The following is a 12160-nucleotide window of genomic DNA, read 5'->3' as shown; positions in this document are numbered from 1 at the left end:
GGCATTGATGTCATTCATCTCTGAGCAATAAGAGTAAGTTGAGACAATGAGTAACGAATTTATTTACGGTATTCACGCGGTGAAAGCCGTACTAGAAAAAGATCCTGCACGTTTTATCGAAGCGTATGTATTGAAAGGTCGCCAAGACGAGCGTCTTCTTCCATTACTGAACCAACTGCAACAGTTTGGTGTGTCGATTCAACAGATGGGTCGTAAGCCGTTGGATGAAAAAGCACAAGGTGCGAATCACCAAGGTCTTATTGCTAAGGTGAAGCCTGCTAAGCAGCTTAATGAAACTCACCTAGACGATATCCTAGCGCAGCACGAACAGCCTTTGCTGTTAGTTCTAGACGGCGTAACAGACCCTCATAACCTAGGCGCTTGTCTACGTAACGCGGATGCCGCAGGTGTCGCTGCTGTTATCGTACCTAAAGATCGCTCTTCGCCGTTAACAGCAACGGTAAGCAAGGTAGCATGTGGCGCAGCTGAAACGGTTCCTCTCGTGCGCGTAACCAACCTAGCTCGCACAATGCGTGCACTGCAAGAGCAGGGCGTATGGTTTGTGGGTACGGCAGGTGAAGCAACGCATGATATCTATCAAGCGAAGCTAACGGGTCCTCTTGCGGTAGTTATGGGTGCAGAAGGTGACGGTATGCGTCGTTTAACTCGTGAAACTTGCGATGATCTGATTAAGATTCCAATGGCAGGTAGCGTATCGAGCTTAAATGTTTCTGTGGCGTCGGGTATTTGCCTGTTCGAAGCGGTAAGACAGCGTTTAGCTCAGTAATGCGTTAACGCTGCTTTAAGTCTATGAATTTATTAGCGCTCACCACTTGCTGGTGGGCGTTTCTTTTTAGGCTGTTATAGCAAAATCCATCGGTTTGTCGGATGGCTAGATGGCGACAGAAAAACTGTTTCATTATTCACCAAATAGCGCTTGCCAATACCGGGTTCTTTCTATAACATTTGCCGTCCTTAAAACTCGGTCATTTATCTTTAGTTCCTTGCTTCCTCTGGACGACCGGGCCACTCGTGGAAGCTAATAATCCGTAAGGAGCAACCAAATGCGTCATTACGAAATCGTATTCATGGTTCACCCTGATCAAAGCGAGCAAGTTGCTGGCATGATCGAGCGTTACACTGGTTCTATCACTGAAGCTGGCGGTACTATCCACCGTCTAGAAGACTGGGGTCGTCGTCAAATGGCTTACCCAATCAACAAGCTTCACAAAGCTCACTACGTTCTTATGAACGTTGAAGCTGGTCAAGAAGTGATTGACGAGCTAGAAACTGCTTTCCGTTTCAACGATGCAGTTCTACGTAACATGATCATGCGCACTAAAGGCGCTGTGACTGAGCAATCTATTATGCTTAAGCAAAAAGAAGAGCGTGCAGAGCGTGCTCCTCGTCGCGAAGAGCGTACAGAAGCTAAACCAGAAGCAGCTGCTGAGTAATTCTTTTTTGGCTTAACGCCTTAAAAAATTCTCAACTTGTTTTAGGTCATTGATAGTTATTTCGATAATTGTGAAAGACCGCTTTACTAAATTTAAGATCAGGAGATAGCCCATGGCTCGTTTCTTCCGTCGTCGTAAATTCTGCCGTTTCACTGCAGAAGGCGTACAAGAGATTGACTACAAAGACGTAGCAACTCTTAAAAACTACATCACTGAAGCTGGTAAAATCGTACCTAGCCGTATCACTGGTACAAGCGCTAAGTACCAGCGTCAACTAGCTCGCGCTATCAAGCGTTCTCGTTACCTAGCTCTACTACCTTACACTGACAAGCATCAGTAATCGGTAATAGTTAATAATAGTTTAAGAGGACTAAGATAATGCAAGTTATTCTACTTGATAAGATCGGTAACCTAGGTGGCCTTGGCGACCAAGTAAACGTTAAATCTGGTTACGCTCGTAACTTCCTTATCCCACAGGGTAAAGCAGTTATGGCAACTAAAGACAACGTTGCTATGTTCGAAACTCGTCGTGCTGAACTAGAAGCTAAAGTTGCTGAGCAACTAGCTGCTGCTGAAGCTCGTGCAGAGAGCGTTAACACTCTAGAAGGCGTTACAATCGCTTCTAAAGCTGGTGACGAAGGTAAACTATTCGGTTCTATCGGTACTCGTGACATCGCTGACGCTATTACAGCGGCAGGTGTTGCAGTAGCTAAGAGCGAAGTACGCCTACCTGAAGGCGCTCTACGTAACATCGGCGAATTCGAAGTAAGCATCCAACTTCACTCTGAAGTTTTTGCTACTGCGAAAATCGCTATCGTTGCAGCTGAGTAATTTCAGTACCAAGACGAATTCTTTCTTTTGAAAGTTTTAAACACCAGCTTCGGCTGGTGTTTTTTTATGTCTGGAATATAGGAAAGTACAAGGAAGGGCTACAGTAGGTAAAAAGCTTACGGTGATCCATAAGCTGTTATTGCTGAACAAGTTGTTCTCAAGGTTAGAGGTGGCCTAAGATTAGAACTGGAAGAGCAAGTTGATCGATAGAACAGAGTCTTGTTTGCTTAAGCCTTCAGGCACTTTATCGTGGTACTGGCGAGAGTGAGCGATCTTCAGCGCGATATTGTCAGTAATATCGTTGATGGCTTCTAACTCAGTATCAAACTTTAGGTTACTGTGACCAGAGACAAGCGTCACGTCTGCCTTGAGCTGCAAATTCTTCAACACCTGCCATGACGTATTCACGTTGCCACGGAAAATTGCCTCTTCAACAATCTCTGGGAAGATGATGTCATCATCGTCGATCTCATCGAGGTTTGGCTCTTGGTAACGAAAACCTGGGCCCACTTCGACTTCCAATACAAACTCTTCGGTATTCGAAAACTGGTAACCCAGACCACTCGAAATTGTGTAGTCCTTAAAGTAAGCACTGTATCTCGAGTCGACTCCTTTGAAACTGCCGTAAAGGTAGGTTTTAGGGCTTAACTTGTAGTCACTCTGAGCTGAGTAAGTCGATTGCCTTTTATCTTCTTCGCCATCTTTGTAGAGGTTGTAGTATTTCCATTCACCACTGGTTCTATGACGGCCAGCCGTGTACTCACCGTTAAGGCGTGCGTTAAGCGCTCGTGAATCAGAGTTACCAGTATGCGACTGATATCCAAATTCGACTTCCGTTTTTAGCGGGCTCGGTAGTTCTGTATCACTTGTATCACTCGGTGCGATATCCATATCTTTTTCTTCAGGTGTCGGTGCAACGACGATCGGCTCAGAAGTAGGTTCTGAAACTACTATAGAGTCGAGGATTGCATCAACAGAGTCTTTAGCATCATCAGCTAAGGCCATCGGAGCGCTCAGGAGACCAGTGCTTAGAAGACCAGTGCTCAGAGCCAATAATTTGGACACGCATACCTCTAGTTATACAGTGAGTGAATGGCAGGATCGTAATGCTACCCTTGGTTAATTCCGTCAGCAATAGGTAAATTCTTCCTGAAGAATAAAACAAACTCATAGGATCGGATTACAAACGGATGTTCTTGGGTATAATGAACGATCATTATTAGTTATTGAGTGTAGTCATAGTGGATACCAAAAGTCAGAAATCAGCCAACGATCAGGTGGACGCCATCAAGGTCCCGCCACATTCATTAGAAGCTGAGCAATCTGTTATTGGCGGTTTGTTATTAGATAACGAACGCTGGGATACAGTTGCCGAAAAGGTTGTGGCCAAAGACTTTTATAGCCGTCCTCACCGTCTGATCTTTGAAGCGGTAAAGGATATCCTTGAAGAAAGTTCTCCTCTGGATCTTATTACACTCTCTGAACATTTAGAGCTGCGTGAGCAACTTGAAGAAGTGGGTGGCTTTGCTTACCTTGCTGACTTAGCGAAAAACACACCAAGTGCCGCAAACATCAATGCGTATGCGGATATCGTAGCGCAACGTGCACTTGTTCGTAGCCTGATTGGTGTCGCGAATGAGATTGCTGATTCTGGTTATGACCCTCAAGGTCGTACTTCGGAAGAGCTGGTTGATCTTGCTGAAAGTAAAGTCTTCGCGATTGCCGAAGGCCGTGCAAGTGAAAACGAAGGTCCACAAAACGTTGATAGCATTCTAGAGAAGACGCTAGAACGTATCGAGATCCTATACAAAACGCCGCAAGATGGTGTGACAGGTGTCGATACTGGCTTCAACGACCTCAACAAGAAAACAGCAGGTCTACAAGGCTCTGACTTAATTATTGTTGCTGCTCGTCCATCGATGGGTAAAACCACATTTGCGATGAACTTGTGTGAAAACGCGGCGATGAAGCAAGACAAACCGGTTTTAATCTTCTCGCTAGAGATGCCAGCCGAACAGCTGATGATGCGTATGCTTGCGTCACTTTCTCGCGTAGACCAAACCAAGATTCGTACTGGTCAGCTAGATGATGAAGATTGGGCTCGTATCTCGTCGAGTATGGGTATTCTGATGGATAAGAAGAATATGTATATCGATGACAGCTCGGGTCTAACGCCAACAGAAGTGCGTTCTCGTGCTCGACGTATCGCTCGTGAACACGATGGTATCTCTATGATCATGATAGATTACCTTCAATTAATGCGTGTACCTTCGTTATCTGATAACCGTACTCTTGAAATCGCCGAGATTTCTCGCTCATTGAAAGCGTTAGCAAAAGAGCTCAACGTTCCGGTTGTGGCACTTTCTCAGCTTAACCGTTCCCTAGAGCAACGTGCTGATAAGCGCCCAGTAAACTCGGATTTGCGTGAATCAGGTTCGATTGAGCAAGATGCCGATTTGATCATGTTCATCTATCGTGATGAGGTTTATAACCCAGATAGTTCCTTGAAAGGCATTGCTGAGATCATCCTTGGTAAGCAACGTAACGGTCCGATCGGTTCGGTTCGTCTTACGTTCCAAGGCCAACACTCCCGATTTGATAACTATGCAGGCCCTGCATTTGATGATGAGTAATCGCTAATGACTTACATGAAAGCGGCGACGGCGAGCATTGACTTAAACGCGCTCGAACATAACCTGAACCAGATAAAGTCGAAGGCTCCTCAGTGCAAGGTCATGTCTGTTGTGAAAGCCAATGGCTACGGACACGGCTTACTGCATATAGCCAAGCATTCAAAAAGCTCTGATGCTTTTGGTGTGGCGCGTATTGAAGAAGCGTTACAACTTCGTGCTGGTGGCATTGTTAAACCTATTTTGTTGCTGGAAGGATTTTACTCTTCGGGCGATTTGCCAATCTTGGTGACCAATAACATTCAAACGGTGGTGCATTGTGAAGAGCAATTAAGCGCGCTAGAGAATGCGGATTTGGAAACACCCGTTGTGGTATGGCTAAAAGTCGACAGTGGTATGCACCGATTAGGTGTTCGCCCTGAGCAATACCAAAACTTTGTTGAGCGTTTGCATCAATGTGCGAATGTTGCCAAACCTCTACGTTACATGAGCCACTTCGGTTGTGCTGATGAACTGGATAGAGCAACCACCGTTGAACAGACAGAGCTTTTCTTGTCGCTTACTGAAGGTTGTGAAGGGGAGCGTTCACTTGCTGCCTCTGCGGGTTTACTCGCTTGGCCAGACAGCCACCTTGATTGGGTTCGTCCGGGAATCATCTCTTATGGTGTTTCTCCGTTTGTTGATAAATCAGCGCAAGAGCTGGGCTTTTTGCCGGTGATGACTCTGACTTCACACTTAATTGCGGTTCGTGATGTGAAGGCTGGTGAAAGTGTGGGTTATGGTGGTAACTGGACCAGTGAGCGTGATACCAAGGTTGGTGTTATCGCAATTGGTTACGGCGATGGTTATCCTCGCACTGCACCTAACGGCACCCCAGTATTCGTTAATGGACGAAAAGTACCAATCGCAGGGCGTGTGTCCATGGACATGCTAACAGTTGACCTTGGTCCTGATGCTACGGATAAAGTGAGTGACGAGGCGACGCTTTGGGGTAAAGACTTACCCTCAGAAGAAGTGGCTGAACATATCGGCACTATCGCTTACGAGCTCGTGACTAAACTGACGTCTCGCGTGGCAATGGAATACGTAAAATAGATATGTTCAAGCGAACTTCTCGATACTGGTTAATGTCTGCAATGGCAGTAACTGGTGTCAGCTTTTCTTCTTCTGTTCTAAGTGAAGAAAAAGATTCAGCCTTTGTTCCTTTCTACTTCAGCACCGAAACCATGGGTAACACCTTTGGGGTTGCGGGTGTCGCAAAGGGTGTTTGGCAACCTCAAGCCGCTCTGTTTGGTATGGCACTCTATTCAGACAAAGACAGTTACGTCGGTTTTCTATCGGCTTTTAACTATGCCTTGTCTGAGAACGTATTGTTTAGCACTCAGATGTATCAAGCGCGCTTCAACGACAACCCGTATTACATTGGTTCTCAAGGCGATAATGATTCATCTATCGATGACAAAACCATTGCTGATGGCTTAGAGCAAAACTATCAGTTTGAGTTTAAGTATTTGCTACCTTGGGGCAACGTTGCAGAACACGGTTTACTCGGTGCTTTTCAGCCAATCAAAGATGTGAGCTTTGCTTCGCCAATCGAATCGGGTGTCAGTTCGATTCTATTTACGCCTTTTTATACTGCTCGTGAGTTGGAAGGTTTAAATAATACCGAGGAGGCAACAGGCTTTAGTTTGGCGTTTGATTGGGATAACCGTGATAGCACACGCAACCCGACCAGAGGTTCTCACACTAACCTTGAGTTCACCACTGGCGCAGAGAGTTGGTCTAACGATGACTTGTGGCTTAAGTGGACCTTCCAAAATAGCCAGTACTTTGCTTTAGGTCCTTTAGGGGACCTGTTCGATCAACAAGTTTTAGCATTTGATTTCTATACCGCTGACACGCCAACGTGGGATAACTGCTCTGGGCAAGATTGTGCTCGTCCACCGGAAACTGAACAAGCTCGACTTGGTGGTTTATATCGCTTACGAGGTTATACCGGAGGTCGTTACCACGGACGTTCTGCGGTTCATTATTCTGCTGAGTACCGAGTGATTCCTGACTGGCAACCTTTGGGTGATATCCCGCTGATTAATTACTACGATTTGCCTTGGTGGCAATGGGTAGCGTTTGCTGAATTAGGGCGCGTTGCCGATGAGTACGATATCAAAGAATTGCACACCGATATGAAATGGAGCTTAGGCGGCGCGGTTCGTTTTCAAGTGGAAGGCATTGTTGTTCGTGCAGAATTAGCGCGAGGCGGTGATGAAGGAACCTTTAGGGTTATGATAAACCAGCCCTTCTAAAGCTTTCGGCCTACAGTAGGCCAAATACTATCTTGATAAGAGTGGTCGTGGAAACACACCACTCTTTTTTATTAACAAGATATTGTTTTTATTAAGGAGATCTTGTTTTCAAGCAGTCTACTCACCTTGCATCGTAGCAATCACAGTTCGGCTTCCACCACAATCTCGGTGCTCTCCTAAGTAAATGCCCTGCCATGTACCTAAAGCTAAACGACCATTGCTAATTGGTATTGTCACACTGGTGCCAAGTGTCGATGCTTTAATGTGGGCAGGCATGTCATCATCACCTTCATAGGTGTGTCTGTAGTAGGGCGCTCGCTCTGGGACAAACTTATTGAAGTGCGACTCCATATCGTTACGGACGGTAGGATCAGCGTTCTCGTTTAGCGTGAGGCTGGCAGAGGTATGTTGGATAAAAAGATGTAATAAACCAACAGATAGAGAATTGATATCGTGTATCTGTTGTTCAATTTCATCAGTAATGAGATGAAATCCACGCTTTCGTGCATTTAGGTGTATAGTCTTCTGAATCCACATACGCCATCCTTTATAATGTATTTGGAAAAAAAGTGGTTTAACGCTATCTTTTGAACTTGAATTTATCAGGTATCGCTCACATTTAATTATGTTAGAGCTAGAGTCTGTACCGATTCTTCTGTCAGGAAATCTAATCCTGATTTATCTCAAGGTACAGCTCTTCATATGCGGCATAATACGTCGTGAAAAAAAATTACAAAGAATCTTTCAGTGGTGACGCGGTTTGGTCATCACAGAAAAATATAAACTTTCGCCTAATCGGGGGTTCTATTCATCACCCAGGTGACGTTTAGAATAAAACCTACAGTAACATCGGGATAGATACCATGTTGAAAAATATCAACCCAACGCAAACACAAGCGTGGAAAGCTCTAACGGCACATTTTGAGTCTGCTCAAGATATGGATATGAAAGAGCTGTTTGCTCAAGATGCAAAGCGTTTCGAGAGCTTTTCTACTCGTTTCGGTTCTGACATCTTAGTGGATTACTCTAAGAACCTTATCGATGCTGAAACTATGCAGCACCTATTTGCTCTTGCGAACGAGACTGAAGTTAAGTCTGCAATCGAAGCAATGTTCGGTGGTGATGCAATCAACAAGACTGAAGGTCGTTCAGTACTTCACACTGCTCTACGTAACCGTAGCGACAAGCCAGTAATGGTTGACGGCAAAGACGTAATGCCAGCAGTTAACGCTGTACTAGCAAAAATGGAACTGTTCACACACCGCATCGTTTCTGGTGAGTGGAAAGGTTACACAGGTAAAGAGATCACTGATGTAGTTAACATCGGTATCGGCGGTTCGGATCTTGGTCCATACATGGTGACTGAAGCACTAACGCCATACAAAACTCGCCTAAACATGCACTTCGTTTCTAACGTAGATGGCACTCACATCGTTGAGACACTTAAGCCTCTTAATCCAGAAACAACGCTATTCTTAGTGGCATCTAAAACATTCACGACTCAAGAAACAATGACTAACGCGCACTCTGCACGTGATTGGTTCTTGGCTGAAGCGGGTGACAACGCACACGTAGCTAAACACTTCGCAGCACTATCAACTAACGCAACTGCGGTCGCTGAGTTTGGTATTGATACTGACAACATGTTCGAATTCTGGGACTGGGTTGGTGGTCGTTACTCACTATGGTCTGCAATCGGTCTTTCTATCTCACTATCTGTTGGCTTCGATAACTTCGTTGAGCTACTAGAAGGTGCTCACGAGATGGATAACCACTTTGCTTCAACTGAGTTTGAAAGCAACATTCCAGTAATCCTTGCGCTTATCGGTATTTGGTATAACAACTTCCACGGCGCTGAGTCAGAAGCAATTCTACCTTACGACCAGTACATGCACCGTTTTGCAGCTTACTTCCAGCAAGGCAACATGGAATCAAACGGTAAGTTTGTAGACCGTGAAGGCAACCCGGTAGAGTACCAAACAGGTCCTATCATCTGGGGCGAACCTGGTACAAACGGTCAGCATGCTTTCTACCAACTGATTCACCAAGGCACTAAGCTGATCCCATCAGACTTTATTGCTCCTGCTATCAGCCACAACCCAGCATCTGATCACCACCAGAAGTTGATGTCTAATTTCTTTGCTCAAACTGAAGCACTAGCATTCGGTAAGACAAAAGAGACAGTGGAAGCTGAATTCCTAGCGGCTGGCAAAACAGCTGAAGAAGTGGCTGAGCTTGTACCTTTCAAAGTATTTGAAGGTAACCGTCCAACGAACTCTATTCTTGTTAAGCAAATCAACCCTCGCTCTTTAGGTAACCTAATCGCGATGTACGAGCACAAGATCTTCGTTCAAGGCGTTATCTGGAACATCTTCAGCTTCGACCAATGGGGTGTAGAACTTGGTAAGCAACTAGCAAACCAAATTCTTCCAGAGCTTACTGACGATGCTCAAGTAACGTCTCACGACAGCTCAACTAACGGTCTAATCAACGCATTTAAAGCGCTTAAAGCTTAATTGAGTTGATAGCACCAAAAAAACGCCAACCTTCGGGTTGGCGCTTTTGTATCTGTATAGCAAGCATTGGTTAAATCGCAGGTAATAAAAAAGGCTGGCATGATGCCAACCTTCTTTGAGTTGATACTCAGTACTGCTAGAAATAAACAGCTGTTATTCGAAACAGATCTCGATGAAAGCATTACCCCATTGAGATGAGAAAGGCATGATGATGATTGCCCCATCACACTTGTGACGAATCGTATGACCTTTACCGGAAACCACGATTGGTGTTGCCATATCGAAGTCAAAACCGCTTTCCGCAAGAATACGTTTCGCACCGCCAGTCACCATGTTAGTGATTTCACCCACCATATCGGTCACTTCTTCGTTGAGGCCGTTTGGTCGTTCACCAAGCATGTTTTCCATGATTTCGAGAGCGAGACCTTCATCAAAGGTGATCGACATAGAGCCACGAGATTGTGTACCCACCATACCAATTAGGCCGGATACATCACCACGAGCGATTTCATCTTTCTTAACTCTCGGTTTTTGTGGCTTCAATTCTAGAGAAGCCATCGTTTTTAATACGTTCATCAAAGAAGCTAAAAACGGGTTTACAAATTCAGCGCGCATAATGTTCTTCTATAATCTTATTCTTTCATCTCGGAGGAGCAAGATTGGCAAATGCCATGCGATTCAATGACATGATTCGTCAATTGAAAGCCATGCTTCTCAGCGTTACTGGCGAGTAGGGTGACAAGCGCATCGTCCTGCAGTTCTATCACAGTGCCACATTTATCGCAGATCAGTAGTTGGGAGTAATGTTTGTTGGCATTGCAAGAGCAGCAGCATATGAAGCTATTGGTTGACTCAACTCTGTGAATGAAACCTTGCTCCAACAAGAAATCCAAAGCGCGATATACTGTAGGTGGCTTGGCTTGCGGTTCACTGACTTTCAACTGCTCTAATAATTCATAAGCACTGGAGGCTTTTTTATTAGAGAGGATGAGCTCAAACACTCGCTTTCTTTGAGGTGTTAATCTAACGCCTCGCGATGCGCATATCCCTTCAACTTGCTCTATTAATGTGTGGTCCAAATTTTTCACCATTCAATCGGACATCCCTAATCAAACCTTATTTCTAGGTTACTACGTTTTGGGAGCCAATGATTTCTATTAAAGTCAGGTACAGAGCGTATTGTGACCCACGACTTTGAATAAGACAAGGTAACTCAAAATGACAGTGTGACTCAAGGCATAACTGATTAGTGAGGCTGAATTAGAGGTTTGGTGAATAGGTTTAAATAAAAAATGTGAGGTAAAGTTCATATAGCACAAACTGGGCATAGCATTTACAATAGCCGACCTTGCTTTTGCTGGGTATTCCAGCATATTTTTTTGACTCGCTACCAGGGTACTTTACCATGACACATTCATGTAGATTGTCTGTCGCTCCAATGCTCGATAGTAGCGAATTTTAACTAACCTAATGAATTACAAATATTTAATTATTGGTTTGTGCCCACTGAGTGCCCATAGTTAACTTTTCATATCATAAATCTGCTAGTCAAAGTCGAAACACGTAAAAACGTCCTGCTATTTTGCCAAACTTTTCAAATCATTGTTCATAGTATAACCAGTAGATAACTGGAGATCGAGGCTATGAAAAGAATCTCAACTTTTGATTTGCTTCTAAAGCAACATGGAAAGGTCCTTATCCCGCTCTCAGAGCTTTGTGAAGAGTACTTAGGAGTTACCTATAGAGTTGCAAGGCGTCATTACCTTTCGGGAAGTTTGCTCATTCCTGTCGTGGCTATGGGGGAAGGGCAAAAGGCAAAGTTGGTGGTTCATCTGGAAGATCTGGCTAAGTTCGTAGACTCAAAACGCAGGTAGCTGCGCTAATCCCTCTTTTTCACTAATCTGCTTCTTTCTTACTGTAGTGGTCAACTAAAATTGGTCACGGTTTTAGAGTTTTCCCAATATAATCGTTCTGATTCATTGTGCGTTAGGCCACCGTTGGGACCCATTCCGTCTTTACACTTCTAAAGAAGCGCTCCATTGGCGCATTATCCCAGCAACTTCCTTTGCGAGATAAACTCTGTTTGACTTGAAAACGCCACAGTAATTGGCGGTACTTACGATTGGTATAGTGACTACCTTGATCGCTATGGAACGTGACACTTCTGGGCTTACCACGTGACTCATTAGCCATCGAAAGAGCTTTACCTGTTAACCGAGGAGCGGGTGATAAAGACATCGACCAACCAATCACTTTACGAGCTAAAAGATCAATAACAACCGCTAAATACTTCAAATAGTGGTTACCGTTGATTGCTCTTCATAGTGGAATGCACCAAATGAAATAGCGCAATTAAAACGTAAAAACGTATGTGAAAGTAATGGTGTTTGAATGTGGGGTTAATAGCAGGGCGGGATCGCACTTTG

The 12160-nt window shown here is 44.6% G+C and carries 13 protein-coding genes and 1 pseudogene; 9 read left to right on the top strand and 5 right to left on the bottom strand.

Annotation, left to right across the window (positions count from 1 at the left end):
- The first annotated feature begins 46 nt into the window (after positions 1-46).
- The 4 genes from rlmB to rplI all read left to right on the top strand — a co-directional run bounded on the left by rlmB (position 47) and on the right by rplI (position 2285).
- Positions 47-787: a 23S rRNA (guanosine(2251)-2'-O)-methyltransferase RlmB gene (rlmB, locus tag AB4384_RS16175; protein WP_017063180.1), complete on the top strand. Its 741-nt coding sequence runs from the start codon at positions 47-49 to the stop codon at positions 785-787.
- A gap of 277 nt (positions 788-1064) precedes the next feature.
- Positions 1065-1454 (top strand): 30S ribosomal protein S6, encoded by a 390-nt coding sequence (rpsF, locus tag AB4384_RS16170; RefSeq protein ID WP_004741278.1) that lies wholly within the window; start codon positions 1065-1067, stop codon positions 1452-1454.
- Between the two features lie 112 nt (positions 1455-1566).
- Entirely contained in the window at positions 1567-1794 is a 228-nt protein-coding gene (gene rpsR / locus AB4384_RS16165; protein ID WP_000090472.1) for a 30S ribosomal protein S18, read from the top strand.
- A gap of 38 nt (positions 1795-1832) precedes the next feature.
- Complete coding sequence (gene rplI / locus AB4384_RS16160) at positions 1833-2285, top strand: 50S ribosomal protein L9 (protein ID WP_010434182.1); 453 nt, start codon at positions 1833-1835, stop codon at positions 2283-2285.
- Positions 2286-2465: 180 nt separating this feature from the next.
- Here rplI and AB4384_RS16155 read toward each other — a convergent pair whose 3' ends face one another.
- The gene (locus tag AB4384_RS16155) at positions 2466-3350 is read right to left on the bottom strand and encodes a DUF481 domain-containing protein (RefSeq protein WP_017071573.1); all 885 of its coding nucleotides are present in this window, start codon (positions 3348-3350) and stop codon (positions 2466-2468) included.
- A gap of 176 nt (positions 3351-3526) precedes the next feature.
- Between AB4384_RS16155 and AB4384_RS16150 the strand changes: the two genes are divergently transcribed.
- Genes AB4384_RS16150 through AB4384_RS16140 form a run of 3 tightly spaced genes read left to right on the top strand, consistent with a single transcriptional unit; the run spans position 3527 to position 7218 of the window.
- The gene (locus tag AB4384_RS16150; protein ID WP_016767560.1) at positions 3527-4918 is read left to right on the top strand and encodes a replicative DNA helicase; all 1392 of its coding nucleotides are present in this window, start codon (positions 3527-3529) and stop codon (positions 4916-4918) included.
- A 6-nt stretch (positions 4919-4924) separates the two neighbouring features.
- Positions 4925-6010, top strand: a complete 1086-nt coding sequence (gene alr / locus AB4384_RS16145) for an alanine racemase (RefSeq protein WP_017059936.1) — start codon at positions 4925-4927, stop codon at positions 6008-6010.
- A gap of 2 nt (positions 6011-6012) precedes the next feature.
- On the top strand, positions 6013-7218 hold the full coding sequence (locus AB4384_RS16140; RefSeq protein ID WP_102319811.1) for a BamA/TamA family outer membrane protein: 1206 nt from the start codon (positions 6013-6015) through the stop codon (positions 7216-7218).
- Positions 7219-7335: 117 nt separating this feature from the next.
- Here AB4384_RS16140 and AB4384_RS16135 read toward each other — a convergent pair whose 3' ends face one another.
- Positions 7336-7755 (bottom strand): secondary thiamine-phosphate synthase enzyme YjbQ, encoded by a 420-nt coding sequence (locus AB4384_RS16135; protein ID WP_065677852.1) that lies wholly within the window; start codon positions 7753-7755, stop codon positions 7336-7338.
- 326 nt (positions 7756-8081) lie between these two features.
- Here AB4384_RS16135 and pgi point away from each other — a divergent pair, with 326 nt between their 5' ends.
- The gene (gene pgi / locus AB4384_RS16130) at positions 8082-9734 is read left to right on the top strand and encodes a glucose-6-phosphate isomerase (RefSeq protein ID WP_102319812.1); all 1653 of its coding nucleotides are present in this window, start codon (positions 8082-8084) and stop codon (positions 9732-9734) included.
- A 153-nt stretch (positions 9735-9887) separates the two neighbouring features.
- Here the strand turns inward: pgi and AB4384_RS16125 are convergent, their stop codons facing one another.
- Together AB4384_RS16125 and zur are read right to left on the bottom strand one after the other, a co-directional pair.
- A complete protein-coding gene (locus tag AB4384_RS16125; protein ID WP_017059940.1) occupies positions 9888-10349 on the bottom strand; it encodes a chemotaxis protein CheX in 462 nt (153 codons plus the stop codon).
- 17 nt (positions 10350-10366) lie between these two features.
- Positions 10367-10825, bottom strand: coding sequence for a zinc uptake transcriptional repressor Zur (zur, locus tag AB4384_RS16120; RefSeq protein ID WP_372129810.1), 459 nt, complete (start codon positions 10823-10825; stop codon positions 10367-10369).
- Positions 10826-11377: 552 nt separating this feature from the next.
- Here zur and AB4384_RS16115 point away from each other — a divergent pair.
- Positions 11378-11608: a pyocin activator PrtN family protein gene (locus tag AB4384_RS16115; RefSeq protein ID WP_102319813.1), complete on the top strand. Its 231-nt coding sequence runs from the start codon at positions 11378-11380 to the stop codon at positions 11606-11608.
- A gap of 50 nt (positions 11609-11658) precedes the next feature.
- Here the strand turns inward: AB4384_RS16115 and AB4384_RS16110 are convergent.
- A pseudogene (locus tag AB4384_RS16110) lies at positions 11659-12041 on the bottom strand (DDE-type integrase/transposase/recombinase); the annotation flags it as partial.
- Positions 12042-12160: the final 119 nt, after the last annotated feature.

Source organism: Vibrio sp. 10N.261.51.A4 (genome assembly GCF_041471945.1).
Lineage (GTDB): Bacteria > Pseudomonadota > Gammaproteobacteria > Enterobacterales > Vibrionaceae > Vibrio > Vibrio crassostreae_C.
Note: the sequence above shows the minus strand (reverse complement) of the source record. Positions and strands in the feature narration are given on the sequence as shown.

Excerpts from the sequence above, each read along its gene's own strand:
- alr (WP_017059936.1), top strand. The coding sequence starts at position 4,925 with ATGACTTACATGAAAGCGGCGACGGCGAGCATTGACTTAAACGCGCTC.
- AB4384_RS16125 (WP_017059940.1), bottom strand. The coding sequence starts at position 10,349 with ATGCGCGCTGAATTTGTAAACCCGTTTTTAGCTTCTTTGATGAACGTA.
- AB4384_RS16135 (WP_065677852.1), bottom strand. The coding sequence starts at position 7,755 with ATGTGGATTCAGAAGACTATACACCTAAATGCACGAAAGCGTGGATTT.
- rlmB (WP_017063180.1), top strand. The coding sequence starts at position 47 with ATGAGTAACGAATTTATTTACGGTATTCACGCGGTGAAAGCCGTACTA.
- rplI (WP_010434182.1), top strand. The coding sequence starts at position 1,833 with ATGCAAGTTATTCTACTTGATAAGATCGGTAACCTAGGTGGCCTTGGC.
- rpsF (WP_004741278.1), top strand. The coding sequence starts at position 1,065 with ATGCGTCATTACGAAATCGTATTCATGGTTCACCCTGATCAAAGCGAG.
- rpsR (WP_000090472.1), top strand. The coding sequence starts at position 1,567 with ATGGCTCGTTTCTTCCGTCGTCGTAAATTCTGCCGTTTCACTGCAGAA.
- AB4384_RS16115 (WP_102319813.1), top strand. The coding sequence starts at position 11,378 with ATGAAAAGAATCTCAACTTTTGATTTGCTTCTAAAGCAACATGGAAAG.
- zur (WP_372129810.1), bottom strand. The coding sequence starts at position 10,825 with ATGGTGAAAAATTTGGACCACACATTAATAGAGCAAGTTGAAGGGATA.
- AB4384_RS16140 (WP_102319811.1), top strand. The coding sequence starts at position 6,013 with ATGTTCAAGCGAACTTCTCGATACTGGTTAATGTCTGCAATGGCAGTA.
- pgi (WP_102319812.1), top strand. The coding sequence starts at position 8,082 with ATGTTGAAAAATATCAACCCAACGCAAACACAAGCGTGGAAAGCTCTA.